This window comes from Pseudomonas sp. Xaverov 259, assembly GCF_019352915.1.
Lineage (GTDB): Bacteria > Pseudomonadota > Gammaproteobacteria > Pseudomonadales > Pseudomonadaceae > Aquipseudomonas.
This window is the reverse complement of the sequence record NZ_JAAAFV010000033.1, coordinates 110,010-128,590: the sequence shown is the minus strand read 5'-3', so window position 1 is coordinate 128,590 and position 18,581 is coordinate 110,010. Positions and strand designations below refer to the sequence as shown.

The 18,581-nt window shown below is 60.5% G+C and carries 14 protein-coding genes; 6 read left to right on the top strand and 8 right to left on the bottom strand.

The genetic code is table 11. From position 1 onward, the window contains the following. Nucleotides 1-283: 283 nt before the first annotated feature. Both K0H48_RS14710 and mtnA read right to left on the bottom strand, forming a co-directional pair. Nucleotides 284-5,227 carry a membrane-targeted effector domain-containing toxin gene (locus tag K0H48_RS14710; RefSeq protein ID WP_219268040.1) on the bottom strand — a complete coding sequence of 1,648 codons (4,944 nt, stop codon included), beginning with the start codon at nucleotides 5,225-5,227 and terminating at the stop codon, nucleotides 284-286. 152 nt (nucleotides 5,228-5,379) lie between these two features. Next, entirely contained in the window at nucleotides 5,380-6,450 is a 1,071-nt protein-coding gene (gene mtnA, locus K0H48_RS14705; protein WP_219268039.1) for an S-methyl-5-thioribose-1-phosphate isomerase, read from the bottom strand. A 109-nt stretch (nucleotides 6,451-6,559) separates the two neighbouring features. Here mtnA and K0H48_RS14700 point away from each other — a divergent pair, with 109 nt between their 5' ends. The 4 genes from K0H48_RS14700 to K0H48_RS14685 all read left to right on the top strand — a co-directional run bounded on the left by K0H48_RS14700 (nucleotide 6,560) and on the right by K0H48_RS14685 (nucleotide 10,247). Next, the gene (locus K0H48_RS14700; RefSeq protein ID WP_219268038.1) at nucleotides 6,560-7,891 is read left to right on the top strand and encodes a TRZ/ATZ family hydrolase; all 1,332 of its coding nucleotides are present in this window, start codon (nucleotides 6,560-6,562) and stop codon (nucleotides 7,889-7,891) included. A gap of 63 nt (nucleotides 7,892-7,954) precedes the next feature. Further along, nucleotides 7,955-8,653 (top strand): bifunctional 2-polyprenyl-6-hydroxyphenol methylase/3-demethylubiquinol 3-O-methyltransferase UbiG, encoded by a 699-nt coding sequence (ubiG, locus tag K0H48_RS14695; protein WP_003172645.1) that lies wholly within the window; start codon nucleotides 7,955-7,957, stop codon nucleotides 8,651-8,653. 4 nt (nucleotides 8,654-8,657) lie between these two features. After that, complete coding sequence (mupP, locus tag K0H48_RS14690) at nucleotides 8,658-9,329, top strand: N-acetylmuramic acid 6-phosphate phosphatase MupP (RefSeq protein WP_219268037.1); 672 nt, start codon at nucleotides 8,658-8,660, stop codon at nucleotides 9,327-9,329. A gap of 177 nt (nucleotides 9,330-9,506) precedes the next feature. Beyond that, nucleotides 9,507-10,247 (top strand): YciK family oxidoreductase, encoded by a 741-nt coding sequence (locus K0H48_RS14685; protein WP_219268036.1) that lies wholly within the window; start codon nucleotides 9,507-9,509, stop codon nucleotides 10,245-10,247. Nucleotides 10,248-10,422: 175 nt separating this feature from the next. Here the strand turns inward: K0H48_RS14685 and K0H48_RS14680 are convergent, their stop codons facing one another. From K0H48_RS14680 to K0H48_RS14655, 6 genes are read right to left on the bottom strand one after another with little or no spacing between them, the layout of a single operon-like run. After that, on the bottom strand, nucleotides 10,423-11,937 hold the full coding sequence (locus tag K0H48_RS14680; RefSeq protein WP_138816152.1) for an ABC transporter substrate-binding protein: 1,515 nt from the start codon (nucleotides 11,935-11,937) through the stop codon (nucleotides 10,423-10,425). Between the two features lie 35 nt (nucleotides 11,938-11,972). Then, nucleotides 11,973-12,944, bottom strand: a complete 972-nt coding sequence (locus K0H48_RS14675; RefSeq protein ID WP_219268035.1) for an ABC transporter ATP-binding protein — start codon at nucleotides 12,942-12,944, stop codon at nucleotides 11,973-11,975. Then, the gene (locus tag K0H48_RS14670) at nucleotides 12,941-13,897 is read right to left on the bottom strand and encodes an ABC transporter ATP-binding protein (protein ID WP_219268034.1); all 957 of its coding nucleotides are present in this window, start codon (nucleotides 13,895-13,897) and stop codon (nucleotides 12,941-12,943) included. The genes K0H48_RS14675 and K0H48_RS14670 overlap by 4 nt, the downstream gene beginning before the upstream one ends. Further along, entirely contained in the window at nucleotides 13,894-14,751 is an 858-nt protein-coding gene (locus K0H48_RS14665; RefSeq protein WP_219268033.1) for an ABC transporter permease, read from the bottom strand. Before K0H48_RS14665 ends, K0H48_RS14670 begins: the two co-directional genes overlap by 4 nt. After that, entirely contained in the window at nucleotides 14,748-15,695 is a 948-nt protein-coding gene (locus tag K0H48_RS14660; protein ID WP_138816156.1) for an ABC transporter permease, read from the bottom strand. The genes K0H48_RS14665 and K0H48_RS14660 overlap by 4 nt, the downstream gene beginning before the upstream one ends. A 3-nt stretch (nucleotides 15,696-15,698) precedes the next feature. After that, nucleotides 15,699-16,586, bottom strand: coding sequence for a proline iminopeptidase-family hydrolase (locus K0H48_RS14655; RefSeq protein ID WP_138816157.1), 888 nt, complete (start codon nucleotides 16,584-16,586; stop codon nucleotides 15,699-15,701). Nucleotides 16,587-16,769: 183 nt separating this feature from the next. Between K0H48_RS14655 and K0H48_RS14650 the strand changes: the two genes are divergently transcribed. Together K0H48_RS14650 and K0H48_RS14645 are read left to right on the top strand one after the other, a co-directional pair. Then, the gene (locus tag K0H48_RS14650; RefSeq protein WP_138816158.1) at nucleotides 16,770-17,534 is read left to right on the top strand and encodes a LuxR family transcriptional regulator; all 765 of its coding nucleotides are present in this window, start codon (nucleotides 16,770-16,772) and stop codon (nucleotides 17,532-17,534) included. 93 nt (nucleotides 17,535-17,627) lie between these two features. Continuing rightward, the gene (locus K0H48_RS14645) at nucleotides 17,628-18,560 is read left to right on the top strand and encodes a proline iminopeptidase-family hydrolase (protein ID WP_219268032.1); all 933 of its coding nucleotides are present in this window, start codon (nucleotides 17,628-17,630) and stop codon (nucleotides 18,558-18,560) included. Nucleotides 18,561-18,581: the final 21 nt, after the last annotated feature.

Genomic DNA, 18,581 nt, shown 5'->3' with positions numbered 1-18,581 from the left:
ACCTCGTCGCATCCATATGGGACGAACGAAGCTCGCCGTTGCCGGCAGAGTGCCTGACAACGACTTACGACAAATCAACGAGTTATGACACGGATCTGCACGTTATAGGCCACCCCTTGGGGTGGCCCTGGAAACCGCCGGATGTTATCACAATCGCCGCCACGCACCTATCCCCCTGATGCGCAAGGTAAGTAGTTAGTTGACCAGTGACAGGCTTAATGGGGCCGAGAGGCGCTCTGAGGCTAACGACATACAAATTCAGGCGCGAATTCAGAGCATTTCGTTACGCGGAAGGCCCCTCGGGCAGACGCGGCGCGGAAAGGCTGATGTCCCATTCAATCTCCACATCGGGTCGAAACCCACCCCACAGGCCACTGCGCTGGCCAGGCGCCCTGACCACCGTGGGCTGACCCGCTTTGGCATTTTTGACTCTTACACCAAGCGCCCCCGTGAGCTCGGCAATCCCTGGAACGCCATCAGCGGTGTTCGTGTGCCTGGCCCCTACCCATGCTATCCACTTACCTCCGTCGACCGGGTGATATTTCTCAATCTGGCGCACAGCAAAGTAGTTCATCTCGTTCAGACGGACCGACATGTCTATAGAAGGCTGTAAAGTGTAACGATCCCTGTGCAGCGTCAAATAATCATCGTCCAGCCCCCGAACGTTCATTCCGCGAGACCGAGCCAACCTTTTTACTGTATTGCGACCAGTCGTGGACACAGACGGAATATAGAGCTGGGAGCGCCCAATGGCGTGACTGCCTTCAATATAGAGCGTGCGAAAACCCCGGTCATAGAGCGCCTGCATCTTATCTTTGAAAAACGCAATACTGGCTATTTCGTCGTGGTTTTCCCCCAGCACCAAGCCCACGACCTGTTCAGGCCAGGCGTCAAGCAAGTCATCCACCGTTGCCAACGGGGGTAAAGCGAGAAGGGCGGGGCGCGGAGGCAGCACTCGCGAATTGAAGAACCGTCGCCAATCCCGGGCAAACCAGGCGTCATAATATTCGATTGATGCCTGAGATAAACTCTCCCTACCATGGGCATTCCTTGAGTAGTCCCCGGTGAGCAAATACTCCTCACCGGGCAGATCAAGGGCCTGACGGGAAGCCCCCCTACCCCCACCCTTCACTCCGACCGGTCGCCACCGCCCATTACCGGCAGCATACAAAAAGCCGATCTCACGGCGCCCATGCGCATCGACGACCTGCACGGCCAAGCCTGCGCTCTCGTAAAGCTTGAAATCACCCTTGATGCGAAAGACCACTGCCTTGCCTTGAGCATCTACGGGTCGAATCAGGTATTCACCCGCTGATGTACGATAAATACCCCTGCTATTGGGCACCAATCCTCTTAGCAATCCAGCCGCTTCCTTCTCAGGCACAGCCGAAGCTTTCCAGGCCAGTGGAATGAGTGAGTCCAGCGTTTCCGGCGTGGGCAAGTGCAACAGAGGCCGCGTGCGCACAGCCAAATGTTCGAGAGACGAAGACCGTGACGCCAAGGGTTTGACCCCAAGAAGCTCGACGCTGTCTGTCGCCGATTGCATGCGCAGCCAACGCTTCCCAAGCCCTTCACGCACGAGCAACCCCGGAATAGCCTCCCCACGTTCACGAAAAGCCAGCAGCGACGTGTGCGACAAACGCCTCCAATAACCTGGAATCGAAGAGAGCCAATGCCAGCCCCACGGCAGCATATCCATCAGCGCCCCCACCACCTCTATCCCAAACATCACCTTATTAAATGTCGATTGAAGGCTGACTTGCTCGTTGGTGACGGAGCCCCGTTGCGCAAGCTCCATCAAACGTAAAATCTGCAAATAGTACATGCTCTGCAACAAGGATCCTTCACAGGTCACCCGCCGCACTATCAAAGGTGGCAGGCGCTCTTGAACCGGCGAGACATCGGACAAAAATAACGAGAGGATGGATTCGAGCCCCGTGAGGTATAAACCTAAACGGGCCACAGGCTCGATAACCTGCGGGGACCTGACACACAATCGCGCCAAAAAATAGGCTTGCCATTGCGGCATCCCGAGCAGCGCTATCAACTCAGCCTCGTTGCGCAGCTCACGCAAGTCCAGCCCGTCCGGCGCTTCGGGCGTGTAAAGTACCCATTCGGCTACTTCAGCGGCCGAAATCACGACCACCCCCTGTACCCATTGGCTTCCGCCCTGCTCCGGTGCAACATGAGGCGTTCCCAACATCAGGAAACTGGCCACGACCCCGCGCCCGTCCACCTGTGGCCGAGCTTGCGCCCTCCACGACCCCAGCACCGCCGCCACCCATTGTTCAGCGCGTTTTTTTGCAGAATCGTTGGCCGATACAACGCTATAGGCTGTCGGATTGAGGCGCGCCGATTCAGCGGCGTATTCCCACAACGCGGCATTGGCCGACATCCACGTCTGTGCCAACTGGCTGGCCTGTGCAGATATTGCAGGTGGCGCGAACGTTTTGTTGAGAATATCTCGGCAATAATGATGGCCGGCGTTGATATCCCGCACCCACAGCTCAATCGTTTCGCGTGACAGTTGAAGCGCCTCGCCACGTGCATCGACCACCCGCCGCCCGTCAGCATAAGTCACGTAGGCCCCAATACTGACACTCGAAGTCCATGAGAGGCTTCCCTCCCAAGGCTTGAGATTTTTCAGTGCCAGCTCAGTCAAGCTCATGCGTTCGATCGTGACGCGCTCAATAGGATCTATAACACCAGGGGCAGGCGCTTGGTTGACCCTTACCCTTTCCGAGCGAGTGACGATGACCGTGTCCGGATCAATCAACTCCACCGAGGTGCCTGGTAAACCTCGCGCTTCTAGAACGCTGCGCAACTTGCCCCGCAGCTTCTGCCGGGTATATGTGAGCAGTGAGGGAACCGCCCCAAGCAATACCGACAATGCCTGGTTTTTTTCCTGTACGACCAATGCCAACGCCTGCAAGCGCAGTTGATCCTGCGCAGACAGTGCTTTTTGCCACGGCGGCATCATCGACGCTTCCAACACCCGATTACGCGCCATGAAAGCCGTCGATGTATCCAGTTGAGGCGCCAGATCAATGGCCGTATTTACCACCCCGGGACGCAATTGATTTTTGGCGCTAAGCGCATGCCTCAGGTCTTGACGCTGTTTCGCCAACAGCGCTTGAGTTCCGTCAGCAACGAAGTCCCCCGCAATTGCATCAGGGGCAAGTGCAAACAGCGCGGCCCACTGATCTGTTTGCTTCTCACGTACTTCGACCGACAGATTGTCAGCCAGCAAGGCACCCTCCACGCCACCGTCATCAAGTCGCCGGGCGAGTTCGGCATAAAGCGCACCAAGTTCGCAAAACTCCTCAAACCCTTGAGTAATAGTCCATAGAACCAAAGGGCCCGTCGGTGGGCTGGCACTTTCAGGGCTCAATATGAACGCGGTGGCAAACCTTCCTCCATCAGTCAAAGCCAAACGGTAGACCTGGGGCCGCGCAGAGCCTGGAAACGCCAACGCACGGGCAGCAGAGGTAGGGAATTTCAATACATTGTCGATCAGCTCACGGCTGGCCGAGGTCAAAGTACCGTCTACTGTGCGCAGAGCCGACTCGGTCGCCAGCGTTTGTTTGCGCAATCGAGTCAGCAACTCCATGCGCAGCCCGCGACCTTTCTGAAACGTATTCCAGAACTCACTCAGCAACATCGGGAACTCTTGTTTCAGCGCCGTCGCCAGACCGCCCAGCGTGCCAACCTGATCAAGCCTGTACTCTTCACTCAAGGTGTCGGGCTCAACGTAATAATATTCCCCAACGCGATCATCGACGTCTGCCCCCACCCCCAATAACCTGCCAAGCCTCGACTCCAATGTGTGAGACTCGGACGGCTGCTCCACCCCCTGTTGATCAAGCCGGGAACGGGTGAAATAAATCCGTTGCGGACTGACAGGCCCAGTGAAACCTGGAAACAGTTTTCTCAACTGCTGCTGGAAGAACGCATCAAATTCAGGCACTCCCTCGAGCAACTTACCCACCAACGCGTTCAGCTTGGATAGTTGTCCAATCAAGTTGTGCTGCTGATCGCCGACCGAAAGGCCGACCGACGGCAAAACCGGCAACGTATCAGGGCGCAGCGGCCGGCTGAGCAAGTCCGCCGGCAAGCCTGTCGGCAGCGCCAGCACCTGCGAAACGCGGGCATTGATACCTGGCCGCAAGGGCAAGAAAGCTGCCCGCAAATTCACCTGTTGCTGGGCCAACTTCTCATCCAGAACCTGCCCCAGCAGAGAGCCGTGAGCATCGGACGACATTTCAACCAGTGTCCAACTTGCCTGCCCGCTCCTGCACAAAGCTTGCATAGACTCAAGATCGGGCATGGCAAGGTTCGCAAGGATTTCATCGCAACCTCCCGCAGTCCCCCATCGCACGCTGAGAGCATTGAGCAGCGTTATTGTGCTGGCAAACTCTTCCAGGCCACGCTGCGGGGTGTAAAGCAACAACGGCCGGCTGCCGGGCAACTCTCCCACCCCACCCAACACAAACGCGCCTGCCAGATTAATAGCCTGCTTCGCACCTTCGACCACCAATCGATATGCCGCCACTTGGGATACAGGGGAGGCGAGCTGCAACTGACTACCTACCAGACCGTGCACCAGCTCCACACCTGCGGCGGTGAGACCCGTGTCCGGATGCGCCAGGTTGTCGGCCCGACGCAACGCCGCTTCCTCGGCCAGTTCGCCACACCGATAACGAAGCCAGGTGTCGCGCATGGTCAATTCATTGCCTTGAAGAACAGGGTTGCGCCAGAAGCGGCTCAACCTTTGGCTGAAATTCTCGACCAACGCCTGAATGTGGCGATTAACTAAATCAGCAAAAAACCCAGGTTCAACGCCAGTCAGTCTCTGGGCAACTGCCGCGTCAGTAACCTGAGAAAAACCAGTTATACGCGTACTCTCCAGAACAGAGCCGGACTCCAGAACATCCCGCACAGCCTGCGTCATTGAGCGCTGCGCTGCACCGGGAGGCATGTCCTCAATCAGCAAAATCGTGTCTGGATCAAGGCGACGATCAACAAATACATAATCCAGCGCCTGCTGAAACGTTTCCCGACTGACGCGCTCCAGGGAAGGTTGACTGCGCACCAGGCGCTCGCTGAACGCGCATTCGGTTTGCAGTTGTTGGAGATGCCAGGCTCGGCTGGGAACGGGGAGAACGCCGATCAGCGCACGTTCGTCAATAAGCGGATAAATCGATGGTGGAGATAGCAGGGTAGACATGAATCAGCGTCCAAAAAGTGATCAATGGGCCATCTCCACATCGCTCTGCTCCACGACCAAGGCGCTCGCAATTCGATGTGCAATGACATTGACCACTAGCGTGCGCGAACCAGCCCCCCAGGCGGCATTAGCCTTGCACTACCCACACCGCCTCAATGCAGGCGCTTACGGCACATCAACTTGGCCAGCTTGGCGGTGTCGGGCCGTTCAACAACGCCCTTTTCAGTCACGATCACATCAATCAGGTCCGCCGGCGTCACATCGAAGACCGGATTAAACGCCGCAACCTCCAACCGCTGCCCGCCCACCTCCAGCAACTCCGCCGCATCACGCTCTTCCAGGCTGACATCCTCACCGGTAGCCATCATCAAATCGAGCGTCGAACTGGGCGCCACCACCATAAAACGCACGCCGTGGTGCATGGCACACACCGCCAATTGATAAGTGCCGATAGGGCCGATCACATCACCATTGGCCGCAATACAGTCGGCGCCGACCACCACCCAGGTCACGCCTTTGCTCTTGAGGATATGCGCGCCGGCCGAGTCCGCATTCACGGTGACCGGAATACCCTCACCCGCCAGCTCCCACGCCGTCAGCCGTGAACCTTGTAGCCACGGGCGGGTTTCGTTGGCGTAGACATGCTCGACCAAACCCTCCAGGAACGCCGCGCGGATCACCCCAAGGGCCGTGCCCACACCGCCGGTGGCCAAGGCGCCCGCATTGCCATGGGTGAGGATCGCCTGGGCGTTGCCCTGGTGCTTGCGAATGCGCTCGAGGCCTAATTGGGCCATGACCAGGTTGGCTTCGCGGTCGCTTTCATGGATCGCAATGGCTTCGGCTTCCAGCACCGCCAAGGGGTCGGCGTGCTTTTTGACCCGATCGAGGCGGTCACGCATGCGCTTCAAGGCCCAAAACAGGTTCGCGGCGGTCGGACGGCTATCGGCCAGCAATGCGTAGTCTTCTTCCCATGCCGCCTGCCAGTCACCGCCCTCGGCGATCCGCTCGCGGGCGGCCAGCACCAGGCCGTAGGCGGCGCTGATGCCGATGGCCGGTGCGCCACGCACGGTCATAGTGCGAATGGCCTGGGCGACTTCTGCCGCCGAGGTGCAGGCCACCCAGGTTTCCCGTGAGGGCAAGGCACGCTGATCGAGCAGGTGCAGTGCGCCATCACGCCAATCGATGGCCTTCACTTTCTCTGCAGCTAACAGTCGGTCGCGCATCCCTTACCCCGCACTCATGAACAAAAGCCGCCGATTATAGCGATCCGCCAGCCAGGACGCTCGGGTATACTTCGCCCTTCTTTTATAGCTGCCTGGGAAGAAGCCTGCGATGACCTCCACTGCCGCCCCGCTCGACTTATTGCTGCTGCCAACCTGGCTGGTACCTGTCGAACCCGCTGGCGTGGTGCTCAAGGAGCACGGCCTGGGCATCCGCGACGGGCGCATCGCGTTTATCGGGCCACGGGCGGCGGCCTTGAAGCTTGCGGCCACTGAGGTTCGCGAGCTGCCGGGCATGCTGCTCAGCCCCGGCTTGATCAACGCCCATGGCCACGCGGCGATGAGCCTGTTTCGCGGCCTGGCCGACGATCTGCCGCTGATGACCTGGCTGGAAAAACACATCTGGCCCGCCGAAGCCAAATGGGTCGATGAAGCCTTCGTGCGCGACGGCACCGACCTGGCCATCGCCGAACAGCTCAAGGGCGGTATCACCTGCTTCTCGGACATGTACTTCTACCCCAAGGTCGCCAGCGACTGCGTACACAACAGCGGCATGCGCGCGCAGATCGCGCTGCCGATCCTCGACTTCCCGATTCCCGGCGCCAGCAGCGCCGATGAGGCGATTCGCCAGGGCGTCGAGCTGTTCGGCGACCTCAAGCACCACCCGCGCATCAAGATCACCTTCGGCCCCCACGCGCCCTACACCGTCAGCGATGAGAACCTGGAAAAGATCCGGGTGATCGCCGAAGAGCTGGACGCCGCCATCCATATGCATGTGCACGAAACCGCCTTCGAAGTGCAACAAGCCGTAGAGAAGACCGGCGAACGCCCGCTGGCACGCCTGGGCCGCCTGGGCTTGCTCGGCCCACGCTTCCAGGCCGTTCATATGACCCAAATCAGCGAGGACGACCTGGCTTTGCTGGTAGAAAGCAATACCAGCATCATCCATTGCCCGGAATCGAACCTGAAACTGGCCAGCGGCTTTTGCCCGGTGGAGCGTCTGTGGCAGGCTGGCGTGAACGTGGCCATCGGCACCGACGGCGCGGCCAGCAACAATGACCTCGACCTGTTGGGCGAAACCCGCACGGCGGCGATGCTGGCCAAAGCCGTCGCCGGCTCGGCCACCGCCCTGGACGCCCACCGTGCCCTGCGCATGGCTACGCTCAATGGGGCACGCGCCATGGGCCTGGACAGCGAGATTGGCTCGCTCGAAGTCGGCAAGGCGGCGGATATCGTCGCCTTTGATCTTTCGGGGCTGGCGCAACAACCGATCTACGACCCGGTCTCAACGCTTATATATGCCACCGGACGCGAGTGTGTGAAACACCTTTGGGTCGCCGGCAAGCAGTTGCTCGACGACCGGCGATTGACCCGCATGGATGAACAACAGTTGACCGCCACGGCCATCGCCTGGGGCCAACGGATCAGCGGGCACAGCGAATAACGAAGGTCTTGAACCCAGCGTTCAGGGCTGAATAACCGATTTATCAGATTTAGAGGATTCACCATGAGCAACGTCGACCACGCCGAAATCGCCAAGTTTGAAGCCCTGGCCCACCGCTGGTGGGACCGCGAAAGCGAGTTCAAACCGCTGCACGACATCAACCCGTTGCGCGTCAACTGGATTGACGAGCGCGTCAACCTGGCGGGCAAGAAGGTGCTGGACGTCGGTTGCGGCGGCGGCATCCTCAGCGAAGCCATGGCCCAGCGCGGCGCTACCGTGATGGGCATCGACATGGGCGAGGCGCCGCTGGCCGTGGCTCAACTGCACCAGTTGGAATCCGGCGTGAGCGTCGAATACCGCCAGATCACCGCCGAAGCCCTGGCCGAAGAGATGCCTGAGCAGTTCGACGTGGTCACTTGCCTGGAGATGCTCGAGCACGTGCCAGACCCGTCCTCGGTGATCCGCGCGTGCTTCCGTATGGTCAAGCCGGGCGGCCAGGTGTTTTTCTCCACCATCAACCGCAACCCCAAGGCCTACCTGTTCGCGATCATCGGCGCCGAATACATCATGAAGTTGCTGCCGCGTGGCACCCACGACTTCAAGAAATTCATTCGCCCAAGCGAACTGGGCGCCTGGAGCCGTCAGGCCGGGCTGACCGTCAAAGACATCATCGGCCTGACCTACAACCCGCTGACCAAGCACTACAAGCTGGCCAGCGACGTTGACGTCAACTACATGATCCAGACCCTGCGCGAGGAGTAAGCCTGTGAAGTTGCGAGCAGTTCTCTTCGACATGGACGGCACCTTGCTGGACACCGCGCCGGACTTTATCGCCATCTGCCAGGCCATGCGCGCCGACCGAGGCCTGGAGCCGATCAACCCCCAGCATATCCGCGATGAAATTTCCGGTGGTGCGCGGGCGATGGTCGCCGTGACGTTCTCGATGGACCCGGAATCGCCTGGCTTTGAAGAGCTGCGCCAGGAGTTTCTGGAGCGCTACCTCAAAGGCTGCGCCATCCACAGCAAGCTGTTCGACGGCATGGCCGAACTGCTCGAAGACATCGAAAAGTCCAAACTGGTCTGGGGCGTGGTCACCAACAAGCCGTTGCGGTTTGCCGAACCGATCATGCAGCAACTGGGCCTGGCCGAGCGTTCGGCGCTGCTGATCTGCCCGGACCACGTGAAGAACAGCAAGCCCGACCCCGAGCCGCTGATTCTGGCGTGCAAGATGCTCGACCTGGACCCGGCCAGCGTGTTGTTCGTGGGCGATGACCTGCGCGACATCGAGTCTGGCCGCGACGCCGGCACCCGCACGGCGGCAGTCACCTTCGGCTACATCCACCCGGACGACAACCCACGCAACTGGGGCGCCGACGTGGTGGTGGACCACCCGCTGGAACTGCGCAAGGTGCTCGATAACGCGCTGTGCAGTTGCTGATTGTTCGCAGTTCTCACTAGCACTGAGATCACTGTGGGAGCTGGCTTGCCTGCGATAGCGGTCTGCCAGCTAGCACTTGCGGTGACTGATACTCCACCATCGCAGGCAAGCCAGCTCCCACATGAAATGGATTCCACTTCAAGAGCTGCATCAGCTTGAATTTTGTCGAGGTTTTTTATGTTTGATTACTCCGCACGTCCAGAACTGCTCAAAGACCGGGTGATCCTGGTGACCGGTGCCGGTCGCGGGATTGGCGCGGCAGCGGCAAAAACCTATGCCGCCCATGGCGCCACCGTGTTGCTGCTGGGCAAGACCGAAGCCAACCTGGCCCAGGTGTATGACGAGATCGAAGCGGCCGGGCAGCCTCAGCCGGTGGTGATCCCGTTCAACCTGGAAACCGCCCTGCCCCATCAATACGATGAGCTGGCAGCGATGATCGAAAAAGCATTCGGCCGCCTCGACGGCCTGCTGCACAACGCCTCGATCATCGGGCCGCGCACGCCGATCGAGCAGTTGTCCGGTGAGAACTTCATGCGCGTGATGCACGTAAACGTCAACGCGATGTTCATGCTGACCAGCACATTATTGCCACTGCTCAAGCTGTCCCAGGATGCGTCGGTGGTGTTCACCTCCAGCAGCGTCGGGCGCAAAGGCCGGGCGTATTGGGGCGCTTATGGGGTGTCGAAGTTTGCGACCGAAGGCTTGATGCAGACCCTGGCCGATGAGCTGGAAGATGTGGCATCGGTACGCGCCAACAGCATCAACCCGGGCGGCACACGCACCAGCATGCGTGCCCAGGCGTATCCGGGGGAAAACCCGATGGAAAGGCCTGCACCGGAAGAAATCATGCCGGTGTACCTGTACCTGATGGGGCCGGACAGTGCCGGGATCAGTGGGCAGGCGTTTGATGCGCAGTAAGCACTGACACTGTTCACCTGAAACAACATAGAACCCAATGTGGAATCGGGTTCATGTGGGAGCTGGCTTGCCTGCGATGCGGACAACTCGGTCTATCTGTTAAACCGAGGTGATGCCATCGCAGGCAAGCCAGCTCCCACACAAGCGCGCTCCCACATTTGTTTAGCGGTGACCGTTAGTTCTTCACCACTTCCTCAAGGGTAAAACGCCCCAGCGGGTTCTGCAGGAAGTTGCTCACATTCTTGCGTGAGATGTTGATGTACGGGCTGTAGTACAGGTCAATCCAGTTCACGTCCTGCTTCGCCAGCTTCTGCAACTCCACATACATCTGCTCACGCTTGACCGGGTCGGCCTCGATCCGCGCCTGCGCCACCAGTTCCTTGACCTTATCGTTCTTGTAGCGGGTCATGTAGTTCTGGTTAGTGTCATGGCCGAGCACGAAAGTGGTCTTCTGGTCCGGGTCGAGGATGTCGTTGGTCCAGTACATCACCGAAATATCGTACTCACCGTCCACCAGCATCTGCCAGCTTTGGGTCGGGTCGACCTTTTGCAGGTTGGCGGTCACGCCGACCTTGGCCAACTGGTCCTTGATGATCACCGCAATCTGCTCATCAGCTTCGTTGCCGGCGTTGACCACGTAGTTGAGTTTCAAGTCCTTGGCACCAGCCTCTTCCAGTAGCTTCTTGGCGGCGGTTGGGTCATACGGGCGTTGCAGGTTGTTGGCGTAGTGGTACAGCGAGCCTTTGGGGATGTAGGAATAGGCCACGGTGCCTTGGCCGTAAGTGGCAGTCTTGACCAGCGACTGTTTGTCGATGGCCATGTCCAGCGCCTCGCGAACCTGCGGCTTGGCCAGCAGGCCGTGGGCGTGGTTGATCAGCAGGTGATCTTCGCGGGTCGACGGGTCGGCGTGGATCACCACGTTTTTGTCTTTCTTCAGCTCTTCCACGCGGGAGAACGGTACGAAGATCGCCGTGTCCAGCTCGTTGTTCTGCACCATGCGCATGCGTGTGTTGTCGTCGGTGACCGAGACCCACTCCACACCATCCAGGCTCACGTTGTTGGCCTGCCAGAAGTTCGGGTTCTTCTTGAGGATCACGCGGTCACCCTTGCGCCACTCCTCCACGGTAAATGCGCCGGAGGTCACCGGGTTTTCCGAGTAGGCGTCTTCGCCCATCGTGGTCATGGCTTTTTGCGACAGGATCGATACCGTCGGCGAGGCCAGTTGCGAAAGGAAGGCCACAGCCGGGGTTTTCAGGGTGACCACCAGGGTCTGCGGGTCGCTGGCCTTGGCCGTGTTGATCAGGTTAAACGGATCTGCCCACAGCGACGCCTTGTTGTCGCGGATACGCAACAGGCTGAACGCCGCGTCATCGGCGGTGATCGCCGAACCGTCGGAGAACTTGGCGTCACGCAGCTTGAAGGTGTAGGTCAGGCCGTCCTTGGAAATCTCCCAGCTTTCGGCCAGGCCCGGTTCCATCTTGGTGCCCAAATTATCCACGCGCACCAGGGTGTCGTAGACGTTGGCGAACACCCACGTGTCGCGGTTCTGTGCGCTTTTGATCGGGTCGAACGTGGTGCTGTCTTCACGGCAGCCGATGGTCAGCACACCGGCGGCGTGGGCCAGCCCGGCAGTGAGGGACCAGGCGGTCAATGTCGCGGCGGCGAGCAACTTCAAGTGGCGCGATTGCATGTCATAACTCCTTGTTCATGAATGGCAGAAGTGGGTCAAAACAGAGGTTCTTCAAGCACGCAACTGTACCGATGCTCGTGCAGGTAATGGGTCGGCGGCAACACCACGGAACACATCGTTCGGGCATGTCGGCAGCGCGGGTGAAAGGCGCAGCCAGTGGGCAAATTCAGCGGGCTCGGCGGCTCACCCGGCAGCGGTTCTGCGGGCAACGGCCGATGTGGATCAATCTCGGGAATCGCCTCGATCAACGCCGCCGTATACGGGTGACGCGGCGCCGTAAACACCGCCTCCACCGGCCCTTCTTCGACGATTTTGCCCAGGTACATCACCGCCACGCGGTCGCACAGGCGCCGCACGATGGCCAGGTCATGGGCGATAAACAGGATCGCCAGGTTCATGCGCTGTTGCAGTTCCAGCAACAGGTTGATGATCTGGCCCTGGATCGACACATCCAGTGCCGCCACGCACTCATCGGCAATGATCAGGCGCGGTTCCACCGCCAAGGCGCGGGCGATGCCGACGCGCTGGCACTGGCCACCGCTGAGGGAGCCGGGTTTGCGGCTGGCGAGTTCAGGCCGCAGGCCCACCAGGTCAAGCAGCTCGACCACGCGAGCGGGTATCTGTTGCGGGGCGACCTTGCGCTGCACACGCAGCACTTCGGCAAGGGTTTCGCCGATGCTGTGGCGCGGGTTCAAGGCGGCGTAAGGGTCTTGGAAAATCATTGCGGTTTCATGCCGCAGGCGGGCAATGTCGATCGCGCTGCCCTGGGCCATGTCGACGCCATCGAACAACACCTGCCCGGCGCTGATCGGGTTGAGGTGCAGAATTGCCCGGCCCAGCGTGCTTTTGCCACTGCCGGACTCGCCGACCAAACCGAGGGTTTCGCCAGCGGCCAGGTTCAGCGAAACGCCGTTGACCGCCCTCACCCACCGCTTGTTCAGCCCGAATAAACCCGTGCCAGAGGCGGCAAACCGCACCTCCAGGTCCTTGATCTGCAACAGGCTCATGGGCGGCCTCCCAACGGATAGTGGCAAGCCACACGCGCACCTTCGGGTAACACCTCAGTACACAACGCCGCCACTTGCGGGCAGCGTGGGTTGAAGCGGCAACCGGCGGGCAACGCATCCAGTAACGGCGGCTGGCCGGGGATGGTGCGCAGCAAGGTGTGGCCGCTGCTGTGGGCGGGCTGGCAATTGATGAGGCCGGCGGTGTACGGGTGTTGCGGATGGGCCAGCACGTCGTATTTGCTGGCGTGCTCGCACAGGCGCCCGGCGTACATCACCGCGATGGAATCACAGGTTTGCGCCACCACGCCCAGGTCATGGGTGATCATGATGATCGCCAGGCCACGCTGGTCACGCAGCTCCAGCAACAGACGCAGGATCTGCGCCTGCACCGTCACATCCAGCGCCGTGGTCGGCTCGTCGGCAATCAGCACTTGCGGGTTGCAGCCCAGGGCCACGGCGATCATGGCGCGCTGGCGCATGCCGCCGGAGAACTCATGGGGGTAGTTGTCGACCCGCGCCTTGGGGTCGGGAATACCGACCTGGCGCAGCACCTCAATGGCTTGCAGGCGAGCGTCTTTTTTCGACGCGCCCTGATGCAAGCGGATGCCCTCGGCGATCTGCTCGCCGATGCGCATCAACGGGTCAAGGTGACTGCTGGGGTTCTGGAAAATCATGCCCAGTTGCCCACCGCGCACGGCACGCATGCCAGCCTCATCGAGTTGCAATAGATCGCGACCGGCCAGGCGCACGGCGCCGCCTTGCACCCGCAGGTTGGGCGACGGCAACAGCCGCATCAGGCCGCGACAGGCCAGGGTCTTGCCCGAGCCGCTTTCACCCACCAGGCCGAGGATTTCACCTTCGGCCAACGCGAAGGACACACGATCAACCAGCGTGACCTCACGCCCGCCATTGTTGGCGATCACGCTGAGGTCCTGCACGTGAAGCAGGCTCATGAACGATCCCCCAATACTTGCGCCACACCATCGGCGAGCAGGCTGAAGCCCATGGCCAGGGTCACAATGGCCAGGCCCGGGAAGGTGCAGAGCCACCAGGCGGTGGTGATAAACGCCTGCCCTTCGGCGACCATCGTGCCCCACTCCGCCGTCGGCGGTTGCACGCCCAGGCCCAGGTAGCTCACGGCGGCGCCGTTGAGCAGCACCAGCACGGCGTCGGACATCGAGAACACAATCGAGCCAAACATCGCGTTGGGCAGCAAATGCCGAAACAGAATGCGCCCATGGCCAAAGCCCAGGCTCTTGGCGGCCAGGGCGAAGTCGCTTTCCTTGAGCACCAGGATCTGCGAGCGGATCAACCGCGCATACGACACCCAGCCCACCAGCGCCATGGCGATATAAAAGCTCTGCAAGCCCGGCCCGAGGATGGCCATGATCGCCAGCATCAACACCAGGAACGGGAACGCCAGCACCACGTCGATTACGCGCATGCACACGCTGTCGAAACGCCCGCCGATATAACCGGAAACGGCGCCGATAAAGGTGCCGATCAGGAACGGGAAGATCACGCCGATAACGGCCAGTTGCAGGTCAATCCGCGCGCCCCATATCACCCTCGAAAGGATGTCTCTGCCGTAGTTATCGGTGCCAAATGGATGTGCCAGGCTGGGCGCCAGCAAACTCAGATCGGTATTCTGCGCAATCGGGTCATACGGCGCGATCCACGGCGCGAACAGCGCCAGGGCCAACCACGTCAACAGGATCAGCAAGCCCCATGCAGCCGTCAGCCGGCCGTTGCGAAAACCAAAGCGCAGGCGCAAACGCCACGGCGCAATCAGTGGGCGGCTGCTCATTGCATCTTCACTCGCGGGTCGAGCGCCACGGTCGCCACGTCCGCGACGAAGTTGACCACCACCGTCGCACACGCCAGCACCATGGCCACGCCCTGCACCACCATGTAGTCGCGGGTAAAAATGCCGCGCACCAGCAATTGGCCAATACCCGGAATCGCGAACAGGCTTTCGATCACTACTGTGCCGCTGATCAGCCAGCCGATATTCACCGCCAGCAGGTTGACCGCCGGCACCAGCGAGTTGGGCAACACATGCCGACGAAATACCGCCGCCTCCGATAAACCGCGTGCACGGGCGGCGGTGACATGGTCGGCCTGCAACTCCATCAGCATGCTCGCCCGCAGGTTGCGCACCAGCACCGCCGCCAGGGCCAACGCAATGGTCAAACATGGCAGGACCATATGGTGGGCCTTGTCTATAAACGTGCGCCCGTAGCCCGATACCGGGAACAACCCCCACTTCACACTCAGCAACAGAATCAGCATCAAGCCCAGCCAGAAGGCCGGCATGCCCAAGCCGACCGTGGTGAACACGCGGATCAGGTTATCCGCCCAGCCGCCTTTGTTGCGCGCCGCCACGGTGGCCAGCGGCACCGCGATCAACAGCGCCAGCAGCACACTGCCGAGCACCAGCACCAGCGTCGGTTCGATACGGGTGACGATCAGCTTCAAGGCGTCGACCTTATAGAGCAGTGACTGGCCGAGATCGCCCTTGAGCAGGTTCTTGAGGAAGTAGAAATATTGCAGCCACAAGGGCTGGTCCAGGCCGTATTGAGCGCGGATTTTCAGCAGCGCGTCCGGCGTGCTGCGCGAGCCCAGCAAGGCCCGCGCCGGGTCGCCGGGGATCGAGCGCACCAGCACAAAGGTGATCAGGCTGATGCCAAACAACACCGGCAGCAATTGCAGCGGCCGGGACAGCACAAAGCGGTAACGCGCAAGGTTCATCCGTCAGCCTCGATGGCGAGCGAGGAAGTCCAGCAGCACCGGAAAGTACGCGTGGGGTTCCTCATAAAACGGCATATGGCTGCTGTTGGGGAACACATGCAACTCGGCGTGTGTGGCCGCGAGTTTCATGCGATGGGCGCAAGCGGGCGTCAGTTCGTCGTGCTGGCCGGTGGTGATCAGCATCGGCATCTTGAAATCGGCCATCTCGGGGATGCGGTTCCAGTCCTTGAGGTTGCCGATATAGAGAAATTCGTTGGGGCCTTGCATGGTTTCGTAAGGCCCCATGTTCCAGTCGCCCAGAGAGCGCTTGACCGGCTCCGGCCATTCGTCCAGGCGGCAGACGTGGCGGTAGTTGAGCAAAGTGATAGCGGCCTGGTACTGCGGATGGTCGAGAGTGCCCATGGCTTCATGGCGCTGCATCATGGCCACGGTCTCGCTGCCGAGGGCGCCGCGCAGGCGTTCAAGCTCCTGGGACAGGTGCGGAATATCGCCGACGGTGTTTTCCAGGATCAGGCTTTTCAAGGCGTCGGGATAGTGGATGGCGTACTCGATACCCAACCAGCCGCCCCACGAATGCCCAAGCAGATGCACACGGCCCAGGCCCAGTGCCTGGCGCACGGTTTCAACTTCTTCGACATAACGGCCAATTTCCCACAGGGAAACATCTGATGGTCTGGCTGATGCGCCCGTGCCAAGCTGATCGAATGCAACCACTCGCAGGTTATGGTCTTTGAGCCAGCCATGGGCGTCGCGCAAGTAGTCACACGGCAGGCCCGGGCCGCCGTTGAGACACAAGAGCACCTCATCGCCGTCGCCAAAGCTGTAAACCACGAGGTTATGGCCATCGACTTGCACGTTGTACTGCTGGTCGGGGGCAATTTCACGCCACATGCATACATTCCTTGTGTTGTATCGGCCTGGCAGGTAGCGGCCGTTTACAGGGCCAACACTACCGAGGATGCCGCGCGTCCATAACCTAGTAGTTCTTATAGGTTTGGCCTGGCAGTCCTTCGCCGGGGCGTGGCATTCTACTTGCCGCAAGTCGAGATTCAAATGAATTCGGGAGCAGAACGGATGCTGTCCAAACTTACTGCCTTCAACAACCGCCTCATGCCCGGCAGGAGCCTGGATGAACAGATGGACAACACGTTTATCCTCGCCCAGCAGTTGGGCTTTGATGCGTTGGTGTATGACTACACGCCGGTGCCTATCGACCAGGACGGTTCGCTAATCACCCCTTCAGTGCTGGAGTCGCGCAACACCCCGTCGGACTGGCACGCGTTATGGTGCCGCGAAGGGTTTTACCAGATCGACCCGGTGCAGCATCTGGCCTTGAGCACGGTGTCGCCGTTCGTGTGGTCCTATGAGGCCAAAGCCGACACCGCGCTGCAAAAGATCATCGACCCCTGCCATGCGCCCGTGTCCTCTTACCTGCATGAACGCCAACTAACCTGCGGCGTCACCGTGCCCATCCACCTGCCGCGTGGCGGCTTCGCGTCGCTGACCGGCCTGCGCACCGGCAAGGCCAGCACGGTGCTGGAGGATGCCCAGCAGACCCTGGCGGACTTCAGCCTGATCACCCATGCCTTGCAAGAAGCGGCCTACCCGTTGCTGAGTAAAGAGCTACGCACCTACCCGCACATCCATCTGACCAAACGCGAACGCGAGTGCCTGAAATGGGCCGCCGAGGGCCTGACCGCCGCCGAAATCGCCACGCAGTTAAGCCGCTCATTGGCGGTGGTCACCCTGCACCTGGCCTCGGCCATGCACAAGCTGGGCGCCAAGAACCGCGTACAAGCGGTGGTGCGCGCCACCCATTACCGCCTGCTGGAAGATTGATCCGTCGGTAAAACCTAGCTGTTTTGCTAGTTACTTAAACGCCGCGTGCCGACTATCGTAGCCCTGATCCTTTTTTTCAGAGCAGGGTACGAAATGGAATTCATCGAGAAAGTCCGCGAAGGCTACGCGGCCTTCGGCGCCTACCAGACCTGGTACCGCGTCACCGGCGACCTGAGCACCGGCCGCACGCCTTTGGTGATCCTCCATGGCGGCCCCGGTTGCACCCATGACTATGTAGACGCGTTCAAGGACGTCGCCGCCAGCGGCCATGCGGTAATTCACTACGACCAAATCGGCAATGGCCGCTCCACGCACTTGCCGGACAAAGACCCGTCTTTCTGGACCATCGAGCTGTTCCTCGACGAGCTGAACAACCTGCTGGACCACCTGCAGATCAGTGACAACTACGCGATCCTCGGTCAATCCTGGGGCGGCATGCTCGGCAGCGAACACGCGATTTTGCGACCCAAGGGCCTGCGCGCGTTTATCCCGGCCAACTCGCCCACCTGCATGCGCACCTGGGTCAGCGAAGCCAACCGCCTGCGCCAGCTGTTGCCCGAAGGCGTGCACCAAACCCTGTTCAAACACGAACAGGCCGGCACTTACCAAGACCCGGAATACCTGGCGGCGGCGCGGATCTTCTATGACCAGCACGTGTGCCGAGTGAACCCGTGGCCGGAAGAAGTGGCCCGCACCTTTGCAGCCGTGGACGCCGACCCGACGGTGTACCACGCCATGAGCGGCCCGACCGAATTTCACATCATCGGCAGCTTGAAGGATTGGAGTGTGGTGGGGCGCCTGTCGGCGATCAACGTGCCGACACTGGTGATATCAGGGCGGCACGACGAGGCCACGCCCTTGGTGGTCAAGCCGTTCCTGGATGAAATCACTGACGTGCGCTGGGCGCTGTTTGAAGACTCCAGCCACATGCCCCACGTGGAAGAACGCCAGGCGTGCATGGGGACGGTGGTGAAGTTTCTGGACGAGGCGTGTTCGCTGCCGAACAAAGTCCTCAAGGCCGGCTGAGATCAACTGTGGGAGCTGGCT